Origin of the sequence: Rhodococcus sp. MSC1_016 (genome assembly GCF_023667485.2) — a bacterium.
GTDB lineage: Bacteria > Actinomycetota > Actinomycetes > Mycobacteriales > Mycobacteriaceae > Rhodococcus_F > Rhodococcus_F oxybenzonivorans.
This window is the reverse complement of record NZ_JAMOZI020000001.1, coordinates 5988995-6006908: the sequence shown is the minus strand read 5'-3', so window position 1 is coordinate 6006908 and position 17914 is coordinate 5988995. Positions and strand designations below refer to the sequence as shown.

Sequence of the window (17914 nt, the reverse complement as noted above, 5' to 3'; positions counted from 1 at the left end):
ATCACTTTGGCCGTGAGGCCGGGACCGGGCGAGGCCCCGGGAGCGAGGGACCGGTGTCGGCGGCCGTCCACCACGCCCGTGTGGATGAGGTCACATTGGACTTTTATGCCCGGCCGCGCTGACTCTCAGCCGCGCACAGCGAGAAACCCTCGAGATCTTCGGTGCCATCGAGGTCGACATCGACACCTAGCTCGCCCAACTCAGAGCGGTTACAGGTGCTCGATGGTGCGCTTACCGATCGAGGTAGTCAGGGCGTCGAGTTCGGCGAGCACGCTAGTAGCACACCAAATCTGGTTGCGCTTACTTTCGGACAGCACCTCGAGGACTCCTGCAGCGGTGAGCCGGGCGAGCGCGCGGTATGTGCTGGCGTCGGTGGTGCCGGTGATCTGCTGAGCTGTGTCGGCGCTGAAAATCGGGGTGCCGAGCAGGGCGTCGATGATCTTCTCGTCGGCGGAGTTGCTGCGCGGCCGGGCGATGTCCCGCCAGTAGACCGGAAGTTCGGCCAGTGCGCGGGCCGAGTCCTGCGCAGCTTCGCTGGAGACGATCGCGGCGCGGGCGACGTACTCGACGAACCCGTCGGCATCCCCCGCTCGGTAGCGGGTCAGGTGGTCGAAGTAGCGGCGGGTGTCGGCGAGCATCACAGACGCCAACGGGACGGTGACCCGGTGGGTCAGGCCGCGGCGGCGCAAAATCGCGCTGATCAAGGCGCGGCCGATGCGTCCGTTGCCGTCGGTGAACGGGTGGATGGATTCGAACTGGGCGTGCGCGATGGCAGCCTGCGCGATGATCGGCAGGTCTGTGCGGCTTGCGAACATGAGCAGGTCCGTCATCAGCTCGTCTACCAGGTCCGGTGGCGGGGGTATGAACAGTGCGTCGATCGGGGTGTAGTCACTACCACCGATCCAGTTCTGCACGTCGCGGAGTTGGCCGGAGTCGCGGGCGGTGTAGTAGTCCGGCGCCATCAGCAATCGATGCGCACCGAGCAGGGTATCAGCGGTGATCGGGCCGTCGCCGGCAGCGTCGACCATTGCAACCAGGGCCTTGACGGCGGCGAGCTGCGACTTGGCCTCCTCGCTGGCCTTGCCACCGGCCAGCGCCTTGCCGAATGCCCGCCAGCCCGCGTCGATGTGCTCGATCTTCGATGACGCGACCGACTCGCTCCGGAGCAGGAAGTCTGACAGGGGCGCCAGGTGCTCGCCGAAGCCCGCTTCGAGTCGGGCGACAGCGATGACGGCCTCCTCGTGTGCGCGGGCGACAACACCCACCAGATCGCAATCGAGCGAGCCGATCATCGGCGGGATCGAGACGTCGACGGTCTCCAGGGTGCGGTCCGCGCGCGAACCCTGCCGATGACGCGGGCTCCAGTCCCGGGTCTCGGTGTGGTGCTCTGGCCAGATCACCAGGCCTCCCCTCCAGGGATCAAACATAGACAACCTACGTCATAGCGTACCTATTATAGGTAAAACGTAGTCAAGGGTGTGGGTAGTGTACAAACAGACGACATGGCACGCCTATTCTGTCCTGTCACGCATTCCTGTCACGCATTCACCGGCAGCGCGAGCACGACCTCCTGCTCGTTCGCGGGGAGGTAGTGGACGTCGAGTACCCGTCCCACCTGCACGTGCGCGACGCTGCGTGAGGGCAGGAACTTCTCGACGCGGGTGGTGAACGTCGATCCGTCGGGTCGGCTGACTACCAGGCCGAGGTGCACCTTGGGATGCCCGTTGCGAATCTCCCCCGGAACGCTGAGTGACTGCACCACCGCCTGGGCCGCGACTCCCCGCGCGGCGATGTCGAGCTTGTCCACAGAGGTGACGCCCTGCCGGATCATGGTGTGATTCCACGCTTCGGTGACCGCGGCGGTGTCGCCGGAGCGATCGATCTCGACCTTGTCCGTGCGCCCCGGCACGTACCGCACGGGTAGCACGACACCGGGCCGGAGCAGCGCCAGTTCGGTGAGCGGCACAATGATTTTCGCGTGCGACTCGAATGTCTTGCCGTCGGCGTCCTCGACACCGAGATCGATTCGGACCTCCGGCTGATCGTTGAGGGTCATCCCGGTCTGCCGTACCGCGCGCACGGTACCGATCCCGACCGACCCATTGCGGAACGCTGCACTGTTCGTCCCGGTCAGTGCCGCCATCACGCTGTCGCCGGTGAAGGCGAAAACCATGATGAGGAGGGTCGTCGCGAGGATCGGCCAGATCATCTGCGGCCCGACCCAGGCGAGACCTTCGATCCCGTAGTCCGTTGCCCCCCGGTTACCGAGGCCGTACCAGAGGTAGTAGCCGACGGAACCGACGAAGAACGTGAGTGCTGAGATGCGCAGAATCTTGTTCATAATGTTCCCTTTCGATACGTGTGGGTGGTGAGGGCAGGTTCCCGGCGCGCGCGAATCAAAGCAGAATCTGTCCGAGACTCGCGCGCGCCGTGGTGATAAGTGGTGCGGCTCAGCCGCCGACGATGGTGGAGCACGCGAAGGTGAGGTCGAACTTCGCCGTGGTCGGCGCGGTCGGATTGCTCATGTCGGGAGCGCCGACGCCTTCCCCCGTCACCTTGTACACGTCACCGTCCTTCACGACCGTCGCTGTGCCGCCGGGCATTCCCTGGCCGAATCCGAGGGCGTAGGGCAGCCCGTTGGACCCGCCCTTGCTGCCGGCGATTCCGACGGCCTGCACGGTGTCCGCGCCGGTGATGGTCGCGCTCACGGCCAGGTCCCCGTACGTGGCATTGCCGGTGTCGGCGAGAGCCAGCGCCAGGGTGTCACCCTGCTTGGCGCAGGTGGCGTCGAATGTGGCGTCCAACGCCTTCCCGTCGATGACGGCCGCGGACGCCCCGGCCGGGCTCGCGGCGTTCGACGTCTCCGAGGCGACCGTGGGGGCGTCGGAGCTGTCATTGGACCCTTCGCTGTCACTGCAACCCGAGAGCAGCAGGGCTGCAGCCGCAATCGCGACGATACCTGCGGTGTATGCGCGCTTCGGCTGAGTCCGAATGATCTTGTTCATGATCCGTCCTTCACATGTCGTGAGGGGCGCTCGGCGCCCGTCTCCGATCTCTTCGGCCCGCGGTGTGGGGCCGATGGCTAAAAGGTATGGACGGCCCGCGCCCTACCGATCCCAGATTTCTGCCGACCTCCGCCGAGCGCACCTGCGGTAGCCTGCTCGAATGCGGACGGGAGCGAGGGGGGCGACGGCTACTCGGCGACCCCGCGCCATGGTCCTGGACGAGGTGTGGCGGGAACTGGACGGCGTCGAACCGCTCAGCGGCCCGGACGGCGGGCCGCTCAGCCGCACAGTCAAACTGATCCTCGATCCGCTGGTGATTCGCCCGGTGCAGAACCCGGCGTGCGCCGGTCCGGTCGTCTCCTCCGACGGCGCGGAGCTTCTGGCCACACGCCTGCACGCCTCCGCTGATCTGCTGCGTGCCACGGCAGCATGGTTCACGCTGCTCAAGCGGGTCCGCCGGACACTACGGATCACCGAGGGCAACCCGCAGGACCTGTACTTTCAGTGCTGTTTCGAGCTGGCCACCACGGCCGGCCCACCGGACCCTGACCGCGGCGAGTCGATCGCGGCAGACACCCTGCGCGACGTGCACGAATACTCGGCCGGACGCACCACTCAGGCGTTGAAAGCCCACATCACCGACCCGTCGCAGGCCCGGCAACTCACGGCACTCATCGATCTCGCCTGGGGCCGACGACCGCTCTCGCGCGTCGCGCTCGAGGACGACACCTCGAAGATCGAGGCACTTCTCGACGCCTGCCCAGGCGCACGGCTCGATGAATCGGACGACTCCGGCCAGTGCGTGTTCGACGGGTTGGTCTCCCGTTCCGCTGGAACCCACTTCGGAATTGCGCTGTGGACACCCGCCCCTGCCTACCCGGCTCACGAGCTGGGATTGACCACACATCCGGTGCCTGTGGCACCCGTCCTGGGAATGTCTGCATCCACCGCGGCACTGGGGCTTCCCTTCGACCGCACCGTCCACGAACGTGTTTTCACCGTGCTGCGCGCCTCGAGTGAGCGAGCCGAACTTCCGCCCGTCGCCGAGTTGGTCACGACCGAGATCGCGCGGAGTTGCTCGCCGTGGGCACTGCTCGACGAGTCGCTGCGGGTGGTTGCGACCGCGGGGGCCACACTGGCCGTCGACTTACGGCCGATCGCGGCCGGTGATCGTGATCCTGCGGCCGACACGGCCTCGAGCCGGGTGATCAACAGCCGCTGGCAGCGCGAAGCGTATGTACTGCAGGCTCGCCGGCTCGCGCTGAGCACCGACGACCGGTCTCTGCCCGACACCAATCCGCTTGCCGCCATCGCCGCCGAACTCCGGAAGCCGTGGCAGCCGTACCTGCGGCGCCTGTGGGTGCGCTTGCACGGCCGCGACGCCCGAGAGTCGTCGGTGCACGCACTCGACGAGGTGTGGGACCTCCTCGACGGCGTCGCCCGATCGGTCATCCTCGACCACCGGATGCGGGTCAAGCAGGCACTGAGCGTGCTGCCGCTCGCCGACTCCACCGATTCGTCCCGATCTCGGGCAAGCTGATGCCCGACTCGGTGACGGTGCGGGCGGTAGCCGGAGGCCTCTGGGTGATCACTCCTGGCGACGGCCCCAGCGTTCTGGACGACGACCCGGGTATCGACGTCGCCGTCCTGGAGGTAGCCGGTGGTCATCTCAGCTGGAGTGTGCTCACCGAGCCCGGCTCGCCCACCGCCGTGATCGACGACGTCACCTCCGCGCAGGACTGGGTGTGGGCGCTGTACGGCGAGGCGGTCGCCCTGGCGCTGGCCGAGCCCGCAGTCGCCCTGGCGCCGGCCGAGCCCGATGGGTCTGTGCACGAGGTCGAATACAGGCCGGCACGCCCGCGCCTGGCCGCGAATGTTCGGCGACTCGCCTTCGCGCTGTGGGCCGCACGCTGGTGGCCGGCCTCGACGATCGATGCCATACCAGCCCTCGACGACGCCCTGCTGGACCGCGACATCGCCGGACTTGTCGACGACTGCGAGTCGGTGGTCGCCGGCGCCGACGCAGTCCTCATGGCCGTGCCACCGCGGCCGGCAGGAAACGCGGCGCGCGCGGAGGATTACGCACTCGCGGCCGGCACTGCGACGGCGGTCCGGGCCGGCACCCTCGTGCTGGCGCGCGGAACCGGCGGAACCGATTGGCGCCATTGCCCTCCCGGCCTGGTCGACGCATCCGAACGGGCAGTGTCCTGGGAGGTGCAGCGGGTCGCCGGCAACACCACCGTGCGCGTGGCAGTGGTGGGAGCGCCGAATCTGGCCGGTGCCGTGCCCGCACACCTACGGCCACGCGCGACCGTGGCCGGCGCCGATACTTTCCGCACCGCCGACGTCGAACTACACCTGATCGGCGACACCTGGGTCGGTGACACCGACGCCCCACCGGGATCGGAACAAGGGGTCACCGTGAACGTCTACCTGCCTGGCTTCGGCGGAAACCTCCACCAAGAACTCGGCGGGCGCCACGTCCGCGATCGAATCCGCGACCTCGCGCGACAGCGACTCCAGCGCGCCGCTGCACCGTATTCGGACGACGACAGCGACGTGCCCCTGCTCGCCGAGATCGACGCCGCCGCCTCGGAAGCGGATTTCTGACATGACGGATCCCTTGTCACCGGACGAAGCCCGTGAGCTGCTCGCGGCAGGCGGCGCCGCCTACGGTCGCGGTGATCTCACGGCAGCGCTGGCGACCTTCGAGCAGGTTGCGCGCAGCGCCACCGGCGATCTACGTATCAGCGCAATGATCAACGCCGCGAGCATGTCAGACGAGTTGGGTGACCACGCCGCGGCCGTCGACCGCTATCACGAGGCCCTCGCGGCCATGCCGGCCGACGCCCGCAGGATTCGGCCCGCCGCGTTGATCAATCTGTCCCAGGCCCTCCAGCACGTGGGCGACCTCGACGGTGCGCAGACGGCACTCGAGCAGGCGCGCTCCCTGCTCACGGACGGCGCCGACGACCTCGAGGACCTCCGCGTCCCGTGCCTGTTGTCGTTGACGGCCGTTGCCATCCACCGTCAGCAATGGGCCTACGCTGCCGATCTGGCCCATGAGTCACTGGAAGCCGCAGTACGTTCCGCGCCGACTCTCGCTGGTCACCCGTTGATGAACCTGGCGGCCGTCCATTTCGAGACCGGCCGCTTCGACCTCGCCGACGACTTCGCCGGCCAGGCGCTGGCCGCCTTCGATGAGGCCGGTGACAGCAACGCCTTCGCCGAAACGCAGCAGAATCTGGGGATCATGCGTGCCCGGTCGGGGCGTCACGAGGATGCCGAGCCACTGCTGCTGGAAAGCCAGAGGTACTTCGAACAGGCCGGTGCCGGACATCGGGTGGGGATCGGGCTGAAGGTGCTGGCGTTTGTGGCGGAGGGACGCGACCAGAAAGAACGTGCGAGCGCGCTCTACCGGCGCAGCGTCGAATACTTCGCGGAGTCCGGGGCCGTACTCGATGTCGCGGACGTCAACACTCGCCTGGCGACACTGGCTTTCAGCGCCGGCCGGCGAGACGAGGGTGAGGCCCTGTTGGCTTCCGCTGTCGAAACGTATGCCGAACTGGACCTGGGATTGCACTGCGCACAGGTCGACGTCTGGCACGCGACGCTGTTGGAAGCGGCGCTGAACGTCGACCCCGACGGGGCGCTGCACAAACGAGCCGTCGACCTCGCGGTGCCCGCGGCCCTCACCATCGACGCCGTCCGTTACTCCCTTCCCAACGGGTTTCAGCGCGAGCAGTGGAACCGGCACGTCGCGGACCCGGCCATGGCGTTGGCCTTCCGCCTCTCCTACGGTTGCGGTGACGCCCTCCTCGTCGGTGATCTCATCGAGGCACACTGCGCGGGAACAGCACTCGATATCGGCCGCTCCACCGGCAGCGCGGCGCCGACGTTGCCACTCGTGATGCCCGACCTTCCCGACCGCACTCCCGACGTGTCGACTGCACTGCACCTCGGTGCCGCGCTGGCCGGGGTCGCCGCGGGTGCCGGCCTCCCTGTCTCGCTGCCACCGCACCTCACGATGTCAGTCGGTGGCCGTGTTGCGCTCGAGCCGTACATCGCGGAGGCCGAGAAGCGGTACGGGCGGCCGATTCGCGACAGCCGATCGGTTCAGGCGTGGTGATGTCGGGGCGTCCCACCGTCTTCGTGCGGATGGCCGATGCGGGAGACCTGTATACGTCGTGGCGGTGGTCGAACGACACCTATCCCGGTGGAGTTACGGTCGTCACCGCGACACAAGTGGACGCGACCCTCGCCGCACTGACACCCGCCCTGCCCGATGCCGCTGATCCGAAGAGCCTCGAACACGTTCTGACGGCCGGCGCCCTGGCCACATACGACGCGGAGCATGCACTGGCGCAGCAGCTTTCGCGAACATTTCTCCCATTCGGTCTCGCTGCGCAACTGTACGAGTTGTACACCCGCGGGGTACGGCCTCACATCCGGATCCAGCCGTCACCTCGCGTCGCGCAGGTCCCGTGGGAACTGATCGCGCCGGACGCCCACCTGCGCCTGATCGATTTCGCCGACGTCAGCCTGCTCGCACCACTGAGTATCGTCCACGCCCCCGGGCGCCTCCCGCGCTCTTGGCTCGACACGAGCGAGCTGCCCGTCGTCGCCGTCCTCGATCCACGGGTGCCGGGATATCGCGCGGATTCCGTGCTCGGCTCGGTGCTGGGCCGGATGTCCGGTGACGCTCCCCTGTCCCGTCAGGTCGGCGCCTACGCCGAGCAGAACAGGCTCCTACCGAACGTGACCGGCCCCGCCGACCTGTTCCGCCGAGAGGACGTAGACCGGGATTGGCTGGGCGACGCGCTCCGGGGCGGTGCCAGCCGCCTGATCTACGTCGGCCATGTGACCGCAGCGGCGCCCGAGTCCGGTCAGAGTGAGCACGCCGAACTGCATCTGGCGTGCCGGGCGGAGACCATCGGGTTCGCGGAGGCGACGCGGGCACACCGCCCGCTGTCGGCGAAGGATCTACTGCTGGGAACGCACACCCTGACCGACGATCCCGTGGCGGGACCCGAGTTATGGCCCATCCCGAGCAGGGTCGCCCTGATCGCCTGCGAGAGCGGCGGTGACCTCCGCTTCGGTGAGGCGCTGGGGCTGGTCTCGGCGATGATCAGCGGCGGTGCCGAACTGGTCACCGCCACTCGATGGGCTCTGCCCACCGACCTCGCCTTCGAACGCCTGGCCGGCGCAGATCCGCGAGAGCGCCCCCTGCAGTCGGCCATGTGTTCCGTCGATTCCGCTCACGAGCAACCGGACGCCGTGAGCCCGCTCTGCGACTGGCAGCGGGAGCGGTCGGCGGCGTGGCGAGAAGAGCGGACCATCGTCGACTCACCGGTGCTGTGGGGAGCGTTCGCGACGGTGTCCACCGAAACCGACCCAGTGCTGCCCTGATCCGGTCTAGCCCTGATCCGGTGCTGCACGGATCCGGGGTCGAGTGACTGCTCTTCGCTGTACCGTCGGTGTGTCGGATCGCCACGAGAAACAATTTCTGCACAAAGAAGGAGCTTCGCCATGGCCTCACGTCTCAACCCGTACATCAGCTTCGGCGGCAACGCACGAGAGGCGATGGAATTCTACAAGGAGGTGTTCGGCGGTTCGCTGTCGATCAACACCTTCGGAGAATTCGGTGCGCCCGACGCCGAAAGCAGCGACAAGATCATGCACTCGCTGCTCGAAGCCGACAACGGATTCGTGCTGATGGGCGCCGACACCCCTCCCGGGATGCCGCACAATCCCGGTGACAACATCGCGGTGAGTCTTTCCGGCGACGACGCCGACGAACTGCGCGGCTACTGGACAAAGCTGTCGGAGAACGGCACGGTATCCGTCCCCCTCGAGAAGCAGATGTGGGGCGACGAGTTCGGCGCCTGCGTAGACCGGTTCGGCATCTCCTGGATGGTGAACATCACGCAGAAGCAGTGATGCGGGGGGTGCGCAACCGTGGATTTTTTCCCCGCCGGGAAGTCGAACGTCCGCAAATGCACTCGTTCCGCGCCGGGGGATGGCAGTATGGGTGGTACGACCGGACCTCGATATGAGCGTTCGGCGGACAGTTGCAGGGAGTTAACGGTATGGCGCAGGGTGTTGTGAAGTGGTTCAACAGCGAAAAGGGATTCGGGTTTATCGCACCGGATGACGGCAGCGCCGACCTTTTCGTTCACTACTCGGAGATCTCGGGCAGCGGCTACAAGTCGCTCGACGAGAACCAGCGTGTGGAGTTCGAGGTCGGCCAGGGACAGAAGGGCCCGCAAGCCCAGAACGTGCATCCCGTCTAAGGATCCAGACGTAACGCAAGGCCGCATCCGATCGTTTCGGGTGCGGCCTTCGCACGTTACGGCGAGGCCTCGAGACGCCTCCCTCCCGGTGCGGGGCGGGGTACCGAATCGTGATGCAGTGCACTCGTATGCCGGGCGGCAAGTGGGTACTCATCCGGTGGTCGTCGCACGACCACGAACGACCGGGCTCCCATGGAGGTGACAGCCGTGAACTTGTACTATCCGCTGGTCATTGTGCTGTATGTAGTGTCGGCCCTGCTGCAGGGCAATCTCGGGACCATTTTCTGAGCGCGACACACCCGTCGTTCCCAGGCGGATCGGTGGCCCGGCTCAGCGCACGAACACTGCCGCCTGCTCTGCGATATCGAGCGCCGTCTGCGGCAGGATGCCCAGCACGATGGTGACCACGGCGGAGACGGTGACGGCGGCGGTGGTCAGCACGCTGGGGATCACCACGGTGGGCGCGTCGTCCCCTGGCTCCGAGAAGAACATCAGCACGATGACGCGCACGTAGAAGAACGCCGCAATGGCGCTGCTCACCACGCCGACGAGGACCAGCGGGGTGGCGCCGCCCTCGATCGCGGCCTGAAAGACCGCGAACTTGCCGACGAACCCACTGGTCAAGGGGATACCGGCGAAAGCGAGCAGGAACATCGCGAACACCACCCCGATGAGGGGTGAACGTCTACCCAGTCCCGCCCAACGCGACATCTCTGTGACCTCTCCGTCGGCGTCCCGGACGAGGGTGACCACCGCGAAGGCGCCCAGGGTGCTGAAACCGTAGGCGAGGAGGTAGAACATCGTCGACGACAACCCGGCGTCATTGGCGGCGATGAGACCCGTGAGGATGAAGCCGGCGTGCGTAATCGACGAGTACGCGAGCATGCGTTTCACGTCGGTCTGAGTCACCGCCAGGACGGCGCCGACGACCATGGTGAGGATGGCGACCACCCACAGCATGGGCCGCCAGTCGTCGCGGAGATCTGGGAGTGCGACGTAGAAGATGCGGAGCATCGCGCCGAAGGCCGCAATCTTGGTAGCAGCCGCCATGAACGCGGTGATCGAGGTAGGAGCACCCTGGTAAACGTCCGGTATCCACGAATGGAACGGCACCGCAGCGATTTTGAACAACAAGCCGACGGCGAGCAGTCCGGTGCCGATCAGGGCCAGCCCCTCGTTTCCGGAACGGTCGGCGACGGCATCGGCGATTCCCGCCAGTCGGACGGTCCCGGCGTAGCCGTAGAGCAGTGCCACTCCGTAGAGAAAGAACGCCGAGGAGAAGGCGCCGAGGAGGAAGTACTTGAGCGCAGCCTCCTGGGACAGCAGGCGACGGCGGCGGGCCAGTCCGCACAGCAGGTACAGCGGCAGCGACAGCACCTCCAGGGCGACGAACATGGTGAGAAGGTCGCCCGCGGCCGGAAAGAGCAGCATCCCGCCTATCGCGAGCAGCGTGAGGGGGAAGACCTCGGTCTGGGCGGCGCCAGCCTCCTCGGCCTCCCGTTCGGCTGCACTCCCGGGAAGGGCCGCCGCTTGAGGGGCGAAGGCATCCGCCACCACGTCGTCGTCGGCAGTAGACCGGCCGGCACTCACCGCCACACCGGCCGACATCCGCATCCGGTCGAGACCTCGCTCGGCAATCAGCAGGATTGCCGGAATCGAGACCAGCAGAATGGTTCCTTGCAGAAACAAGGTGGGTCCGTCGATGATCACGGCGCCCATGACCGCGGAGCTACGTGTTCCCGCGAGCAGGACGACAGCGACGAACGCCGCCGCGAGACCACCTAGGCTGAGAACGAGATGACTCGTGTACCGGGCTCGGCGCGGCAGGAAGGCTTCGACGAGCACGGCGGCCACGGCGACGCCGAACACGATGAGCATCGGGGAAAGCTGGCCGTACTCGATGTCCGGGGTGGGCAGCGCCGGACTCTGGGCGAGAAAGGTGTCGGAACGCCCGACCCAATATGTACGAGCACTCATGGGTGAGTACCTCCGTCCGGTGCCTGCTCGGCTACGGAGCCGCTGCGGGGGTCGGTGGGAACAGTGGGCGCCGGGTCCTGACGGTCGATCGTCGTGAGGATCTGACCGACCGCGGGGGTGATCACATCCAGGGCAGGCTTGGGATACACACCGAGGATGATCAGGAGAGCGATGAGGGGTGCGACCACAGCAAGTTCACGGGGCACGAGGTCCCGAACCTTCTCGTTGTCCTCGGTGATCGGCCCGGTCATCATCCGCTGGTACAGCCACAGCACGTAGACGGCGGAGAGGACGAGTGCACCGGCCGCGAATACAGCGGCAACCTGGTAGCGCGGGTACGTGCCGACGAGGACGAGGAATTCACTGACGAAGGGTGCCAGCCCGGGCAGGGACAGCGTCGCGAGGCCGGCGACGAGGAAGGTGCCGGCCAGAACGGGTGCCACCTTCTGCACGCCGCCGTAGGCGTCGATGAGGCGCGTGCCGCGGCGGGAGATCAGGAATCCGGCGATGAGGAACAATGCGGCAGTCGAGATTCCGTGGTTGACCATGTACAGTGTCGAGCCGGCCTGGCCCTGACTGGTCATGGCGAAGATGCCGAGGATGATGAACCCGAAATGCGAGATCGACGTGTACGCGATCAGCCGCATCATGTCGGTCTGACCGATGGCGAGCACCGCACCGTAGAGGATGCCGATGACCGCCAGCGTGGCGATCAGTGGCGCGAACGTCGCGGACGCCTCGGGGAACAGTTGGAGGCAGTACCGCAGCATCGCGAAGGTACCCACCTTGTCGACGACGGCCATCATCAGCACCGCGCTCGCCGGGGTCGCCTCCACGGCCGCGTCGGGGAGCCAGGAGTGAAACGGCCACAGCGGCGCCTTGACGGCGAAGGCGAACATGAACCCGAGGAACAGTGCATTGAGCACGGCGGGGTCGGCACCGAGTTCCCCCGCGGATGCGGCTGCCACGACCTCTCTGAAGTCGAAAGTTCCGGTGCCCCCGTCGGCGGTCACGACATACAGGCCGATCACTGCGGCGAGCATGATCAGGCCACCGAACAGGTTGTACAACAGGAACTTCACCGCGGCATACGAGCGGCGTGCCCCACCGAAACCCCCGATGAGGAAGTACATCGGGATGAGCATCGCCTCGAAGAACACGTAGAAGAGCAGGATGTCGAGGGCGGTGAACGACACCAGCACCATCGCCTCGACCATCAGGATCAGCGCCACATACGTATGGGCCACCCGCCGCTGCGTGTAGTCGGGGGCGTCGTGGCCGTCGTTCCAGCCCGCCAGGAGCAGCAGCGGTACCAGCACCGCGGTCAACAGCACCAACACAAGCGCGATGCCGTCCAGGCCCAGGGTGTATCCGGTACCGAATGCCGGTATCCACGAATGGGACTCGACGAACTGATACTGCTCGCCGCCCGCATCGAATCCGGCCGCGAGCCCGCACGCGAGAACGAGAACGGCTACCGAAGCACCCAGGGCAATCGACTTGGCGAGGTGCCGTCTGGGCGCAGGCACTGCCAGAACCACACCGGCGCCGACCATCGGCAGCAGCCACAGGACCGTCAGCCAGGGAAAGTTGTTCACCACAGCCTCACCAGCATCATCGTGGCGACCACGAGTGCCGCACCTGTGAACATGGACAGTGCGTACGACCGGACGAACCCGGTCTGCAGGCGCCTGATCAACCCCGACCCCCCACTCACTGCGGTGGCGAAGCCGTTGACCACCCCGTCGACGCCCTTGTTGTCGAAGTACAGCAGTAGCCGGGTCAGGTGCTGGCCGGGGCGCATCACCATCGCCTCGTTGACCGTGTCACCGTAAAGGTCGTTGCGTGCTGCGACGGTCAGCGGGGAGACCGCTACCGGCGCGGTGTCGGGCACTTCCCTCGCGGCATATTGCCGATAGGCCGCGGCAACACCGGCGAGTACGACCACCAGGATGAGGACGGTCATCATCCACACCGGGATCGCTGCTTCTTCGTGGTGAGCGCCGACGACGGGCTCCAGCCAGTTCACCAACGACGACCCGATGGCCAGTGCCGCACCGGAACCGACCGAACCGACCGCGAGGACGATCATCGGAATCGTCATGACCCGGGGCGACTCGTGCGGATGTGCGTCGGCCGCCCAACGCCGATCCCCGAAGAACGTCAGGAGCATGACTCGGGTCATGTAGAAGGCAGTGATTCCGGCGCCGAGCAGTGCGGCGGTCCCGAGGATCACGCCCTTGACGCCCCCGGCAGCGAAGGCCACCTCGATGATCGGGTCCTTGGCGAAAAACCCGGCGAAGGGCGGAATTCCGATGATCGCCAGGTATCCGAGACCGAACGTTGCGAAGGTGATCGGCATGACGCTGCGGAGTCCGCCGTAGCGGCGCATATCGGTCTCGTCGTTCATGGCGTGCATCACCGAGCCGGCTCCGAGGAACAGTCCGGCCTTGAAGAAGCCGTGGGCCAGCAGCAGCATGATCGCGAATGCGTATCCGGCCGGACCGAGTCCGGCGGCCAGCACCATGTATCCGATTTGACTCATGGTCGAGGCGGCCAGCGCCTTCTTGATGTCGTCCTTTGCGCAGCCGATGATCGCCCCGAACAGCAGGGTGGCGGCTCCGACGGTGACGACGGCCAATTGAGCGGTGGGTGCCAGGTCGAAGATCGGCCCGGACCGGACGATGAGGTAGACACCGGCGGTGACCATGGTGGCAGCGTGGATGAGGGCCGACACGGGGGTGGGTCCCTCCATGGCGTCGCCGAGCCACGATTGCAGCGGCAGCTGCGCCGACTTGCCGCAGGCGGCGAGAAGAAGCGTCAATCCGATTGCTGTGGTGATGTTCTGACCCGCAGCCTCCGCGCCGCCGAAGACCCCGGCGAAGGAGATGGTGCCGAAGGTCGCGAACATGATCATCATCGCGACGGCCAACCCCATGTCGCCCACCCGGTTGACCACGAAAGCCTTCTTCGCGGCGGTCGCTGCCGTCGGCTTGTACTGCCAGAAGCCGATGAGCAGATAGGAAGCGAGACCGACGCCCTCCCAGCCCACATACAGGCCGAGGTAATTGTCGGCGAGCACCAGCAGGAGCATCGCGGCGAGGAACAGGTTGAGGTAGGCGAAGAACAGACGTCTACCAGGCGCGGGGCCGGTGGTGCGGCCAGCGGGGTCGGGGCCGTGGGCCATGTAGCCGATGGAATAGATATGGATCAGCGAACCGACGCCGGTGATCAGCAGCACGAAACAGATGGACAGCTGGTCGAGTTGGAGTCCGAAGTCGACTTGCAGGCCTGCCACGGGAACCCAGCTGAACAGGTTTTGGTGTACCGCGCGATCGGCTTCGTCCGCGCCCAGCATATCGACGAAGAGCGCGAGGCCCAGCGCGAAGGCAGCCAGCGCGGTCCCGCACCCGAGCAGGTGTCCCCACCTGTTGCTGCGGCGGCCTGTCAGGAGCAAGACGGCAGCGCCGAAGAGCGGTAGTGCGGGCAGCAGCCAGACCAGCGACGCAATCCCCCCACTCATGTCAGTACCTCAGCAGGTTGGCGTCGTCGACCGAGGCCGATCGGCGCGAGCGGAAGATGGTCATGATGATCGCCAGTCCGACCACCACTTCGGCCGCTGCGACGACCATGGTGAAGAACGCGAAGACTTGCCCGTCGAGGTTGCCGTGCATCCGGGAGAAGGTGACGAAGGCCAGGTTGGTGGCGTTGAGCATCAACTCGATGCACATGAACACGACGATGGCGTTGCGTCGGAGAAGCACCCCCGCCGCGCCGATTGTGAACAGCAGGGCGGACAGATACAGGTAGTTTTCCGGGTTCATCGTGTGCCCTCCTCACCGGGCGCGGTGGACTGTGCCGGTGGGATACTCTCGCCGTTGTTCTCTTCGGGCACGGCTCCGATGGGGTGGCGTCCGCGCTGGTGAAGCACCCGGCTGACCGACAGCCGTGAATACGAACCGTCCGGCAGCAGGGCCGGCATGTCGACGGCGTTGTGCCGTGCGTAGACACCCGGACTCGGTAGGGGGGTGACGTGGGCGTCGGGGGTGTCGCCGACGGTCCGTTCCGCCCATCGACGGAAGCGGTCCTGGGACAACTCGCGCTGCCCCTTGCGGGTGTCGAACCGCTCGCGATGGGCCAGCACCATGGCGCCGATGGTTGCGGTGATCAGCAATGCACCGGTCAGTTCGAAGGCCCAGACGTACTGCAGGAAGATCAGCTCGGCGAGGCCCTCGACATTCCCGCCGGCGTTGGCCTGCTCCAGATCGGTGAAGCCGGGCCCTTCGGCCGAGCGCGCCCACTGCGTCGACGCATTGCCGAGGCCGCCGATCAGGAGGAGTCCGAACCCGATTGCCGCTGCTATCGCGGCGGTCCGCTGGCCTCGTATCGTTTCGACCAGCGAGTCGGACGAGTCGACGCCGACGAGCATGAGCACGAACAGGAACAGCATCATGACGGCGCCGGTGTAGACCACGACCTGCACGACACCGAGGAACAATGCGCCCTGGGCGATGTAGAAGATGGCCAGGATGATCATCGTCATGGCGAGGAAGATGGCCGAGTACACCGCCTTCGGCGCAATGACCATTCCCACAGCACCGATGACCACCACCGCGCCGAGGATCCAGAATTGGACAGCCTCACCCGTCGACGTCCGGGTGAGGGGCTCCGCGGCCAGGATGGCGGAAGACAGGGAAGTCACCACCGCGCCTCTTCTTTCCTGATCGTCTCGCTCACCTCGACCTGCCGTTCGTCGTCTTCGGCTTCCGCGGCAGGCGTGTCTGCGGGCGCCGCCGCCGTCACGGTGCCGCGGTAGTAGTCCTCCGCGGTGGTGCCGGGAGCCATCGGGTGCGGCGGGGCCGTCATGTCCGGCTGGAGGGGCGCGAGTAGCCGGTCCTTGTCGTAGATGAGATCGGCCCGGTTGTCGTCGGCCATCTCATACTCGTTGGTCATCGTCAGCGCCCGTGTGGGGCACGCTTCGATGCAGAGCCCACAGCCGATGCAGCGCAGGTAGTTGATCTGATACACCCGGCCGTACCGCTCACCCGGCGAATAACGCTCCGACGCCGTGTTGTCGGCACCCTCCACATAGATGGCGTCGGCGGGGCACGCCCAGGCGCACAGTTCGCACCCGATGCACTTCTCCAACCCGTCCGGGTGACGGTTGAGCTGGTGCCGGCCGTGGTAGCGGGGAGCGGTCGGGGTCTTCTCCTCCGGGTAGTACTCGGTATTCGGTTTCTTGAACATCGTCGAGAACGTCACTCCGAAACCGGCAATGGGGTCGAGGAACTTAGACATCGCTGTCCTCCCTGTTCATTCGAGCGGAGCCTGCGGAACGACCCACGGTGACGGGGGTGCGTGGGGGCACCGGTGAGCGCTGGCCGGGCAACGGCGGCACCGGGAAACCTCCGGCCATGGGGTCGAACGTGCCAGCCGCAGGAACGTCTTCTCCGGCTCGGCCCGTCGCATCGTGGTCGGGTACACGGGTTTGCCTGCGTCGTAGCCGATTCCACAACATGGCGAGCACCACCAGTCCGACGGTCACGCCGGCGGTGACGAGGGCGACCGGCCAGAAGTCGTACCCTTCGTTGCGGAAGGCCCGCACCGTCGCGACGATCATGATCCACACCAGCGACACCGGTATCAGTATCTTCCAGCCCATGTTCATGAACTGGTCGTAGCGCAGTCGCGGAAGCGTGCCCCTCAACCAGATGAACACGAACAGGAATCCCCAGACCTTCAGGGTGAACCACAACACGGGCAGCCAGCCCGAATTGGCGCCGTCCCACATGCTGAAGGGCCACGGCGCATGCCAGCCACCGAGGAACAGGGTGGTGGCGAGCGCTGACACCGTCACCATGTTCACGTATTCGGCGAGCATGAACATGGCGAATTTCAGCGAGGAGTACTCGGTGTGGAATCCGCCGACGAGTTCGCCCTCGGCCTCGGGCAGGTCGAACGGGGCGCGGTTCGTCTCCCCCACCATCGAGGTGACATAGATGAGGAATGAGGGGAGCAACAGAAAGACGTACCAGATGCGGTCTTGCGCCGCCACGATCCCCGACGTGGACATCGTGCCCGCATGCAGGAACACGGCGGCGAACGACAGCGCCATCGCGATCTCGTACGAGATCACCTGGGCGGTCGAGCGCAGCCCACCGAGCAGTGGGTACGTGGAGCCCGACGCCCACCCGGCCAAGACGATCCCGTAGACGCCGACCGAGGTGACCGCCAGGACGTAGAGGACGGCCACGGGGAGGTCGGTCAGCTGAAGTGCCGTGCGGTGGCCGAGGATCGAGACTTCCGGGCCGAACGGGATGACGGCGAAGGCCATGAACGCGGGCACCGCTGCGATGATCGGCGCAAGCAGATAAATCGGCTTGTCGACGCCTTTCGGGGTGATGCCCTCCTTCAGCGCCAGCTTGACCCCGTCGGCGAGGCTCTGCAGCATGCCCCCGGGTCCCACCCGATTGGGGCCGATCCGCATCTGCATCCGGGCCATGACCTTGCGCTCGGCGAGGATCGCGATCAGCGGAGTCAGGATGAGGAACACGAAGACGGCGAGGGCCTTCCCGAGGGTCAGCCACCACGGGTCGTGGCCGAACAACGTCGGGTCGGGATAGTCGAGCGACAGAACGG

General features: G+C 66.4%; 16 protein-coding genes. 6 read left to right on the top strand and 10 right to left on the bottom strand.

The window, feature by feature from the left end; translation table 11 throughout:
• Positions 1 to 209: 209 nt before the first annotated feature.
• The 3 genes from L1080_RS28125 to L1080_RS28115 all read right to left on the bottom strand — a co-directional run bounded on the left by L1080_RS28125 (position 210) and on the right by L1080_RS28115 (position 3005).
• A complete protein-coding gene (locus L1080_RS28125) occupies positions 210 to 1400 on the bottom strand; it encodes a Fic family protein (protein WP_159923034.1) in 1191 nt (396 codons plus the stop codon).
• 137 nt (positions 1401 to 1537) lie between these two features.
• A complete protein-coding gene (locus L1080_RS28120) occupies positions 1538 to 2341 on the bottom strand; it encodes a hypothetical protein (protein WP_250767061.1) in 804 nt (267 codons plus the stop codon).
• Positions 2342 to 2450: 109 nt separating this feature from the next.
• On the bottom strand, positions 2451 to 3005 hold the full coding sequence (locus L1080_RS28115; protein ID WP_250767059.1) for a lipoprotein LpqH: 555 nt from the start codon (positions 3003 to 3005) through the stop codon (positions 2451 to 2453).
• Between the two features lie 208 nt (positions 3006 to 3213).
• On the opposite strand from L1080_RS28115, the gene L1080_RS28110 reads away from it, so the two are divergent.
• From L1080_RS28110 to L1080_RS28085, 6 genes are all read left to right on the top strand, one after another.
• Entirely contained in the window at positions 3214 to 4545 is a 1332-nt protein-coding gene (locus tag L1080_RS28110; protein WP_250767848.1) for a hypothetical protein, read from the top strand.
• On the top strand, positions 4545 to 5615 hold the full coding sequence (locus L1080_RS28105) for a hypothetical protein (protein ID WP_159923028.1): 1071 nt from the start codon (positions 4545 to 4547) through the stop codon (positions 5613 to 5615). The genes L1080_RS28110 and L1080_RS28105 overlap by 1 nt, the downstream gene beginning before the upstream one ends.
• A 1-nt stretch (position 5616) precedes the next feature.
• A complete protein-coding gene (locus tag L1080_RS28100; RefSeq protein ID WP_250767057.1) occupies positions 5617 to 7134 on the top strand; it encodes a tetratricopeptide repeat protein in 1518 nt (505 codons plus the stop codon).
• Positions 7134 to 8414 (top strand): CHAT domain-containing protein, encoded by a 1281-nt coding sequence (locus L1080_RS28095; RefSeq protein ID WP_250767054.1) that lies wholly within the window; start codon positions 7134 to 7136, stop codon positions 8412 to 8414. The genes L1080_RS28100 and L1080_RS28095 overlap by 1 nt, the downstream gene beginning before the upstream one ends.
• A gap of 120 nt (positions 8415 to 8534) precedes the next feature.
• Positions 8535 to 8945, top strand: coding sequence for a VOC family protein (locus tag L1080_RS28090; protein WP_159923024.1), 411 nt, complete (start codon positions 8535 to 8537; stop codon positions 8943 to 8945).
• A gap of 149 nt (positions 8946 to 9094) precedes the next feature.
• A complete protein-coding gene (locus L1080_RS28085; protein ID WP_109334475.1) occupies positions 9095 to 9298 on the top strand; it encodes a cold-shock protein in 204 nt (67 codons plus the stop codon).
• A gap of 330 nt (positions 9299 to 9628) precedes the next feature.
• On the opposite strand, the gene nuoN is transcribed toward L1080_RS28085, so the two are convergent.
• Genes nuoN through nuoH form a run of 7 tightly spaced genes read right to left on the bottom strand, consistent with a single transcriptional unit; the run spans position 9629 to position 17909 of the window.
• The gene (gene nuoN / locus L1080_RS28080; RefSeq protein WP_250767051.1) at positions 9629 to 11275 is read right to left on the bottom strand and encodes an NADH-quinone oxidoreductase subunit NuoN; all 1647 of its coding nucleotides are present in this window, start codon (positions 11273 to 11275) and stop codon (positions 9629 to 9631) included.
• The gene (locus tag L1080_RS28075; RefSeq protein ID WP_201453394.1) at positions 11272 to 12873 is read right to left on the bottom strand and encodes an NADH-quinone oxidoreductase subunit M; all 1602 of its coding nucleotides are present in this window, start codon (positions 12871 to 12873) and stop codon (positions 11272 to 11274) included. Before L1080_RS28075 ends, nuoN begins: the two co-directional genes overlap by 4 nt.
• A complete protein-coding gene (nuoL, locus tag L1080_RS28070) occupies positions 12870 to 14798 on the bottom strand; it encodes an NADH-quinone oxidoreductase subunit L (RefSeq protein WP_250767048.1) in 1929 nt (642 codons plus the stop codon). The genes L1080_RS28075 and nuoL overlap by 4 nt, the downstream gene beginning before the upstream one ends.
• Position 14799: 1 nt before the next feature.
• Positions 14800 to 15099 (bottom strand): NADH-quinone oxidoreductase subunit NuoK, encoded by a 300-nt coding sequence (gene nuoK / locus L1080_RS28065; RefSeq protein WP_109334483.1) that lies wholly within the window; start codon positions 15097 to 15099, stop codon positions 14800 to 14802.
• The gene (locus tag L1080_RS28060; RefSeq protein WP_250767045.1) at positions 15096 to 15980 is read right to left on the bottom strand and encodes an NADH-quinone oxidoreductase subunit J; all 885 of its coding nucleotides are present in this window, start codon (positions 15978 to 15980) and stop codon (positions 15096 to 15098) included. The genes nuoK and L1080_RS28060 overlap by 4 nt, the downstream gene beginning before the upstream one ends.
• Complete coding sequence (nuoI, locus tag L1080_RS28055) at positions 15974 to 16573, bottom strand: NADH-quinone oxidoreductase subunit NuoI (protein ID WP_250767042.1); 600 nt, start codon at positions 16571 to 16573, stop codon at positions 15974 to 15976. Before nuoI ends, L1080_RS28060 begins: the two co-directional genes overlap by 7 nt.
• Entirely contained in the window at positions 16566 to 17909 is a 1344-nt protein-coding gene (nuoH, locus tag L1080_RS28050; RefSeq protein ID WP_284707526.1) for an NADH-quinone oxidoreductase subunit NuoH, read from the bottom strand. The genes nuoI and nuoH overlap by 8 nt, the downstream gene beginning before the upstream one ends.
• Positions 17910 to 17914: the final 5 nt, after the last annotated feature.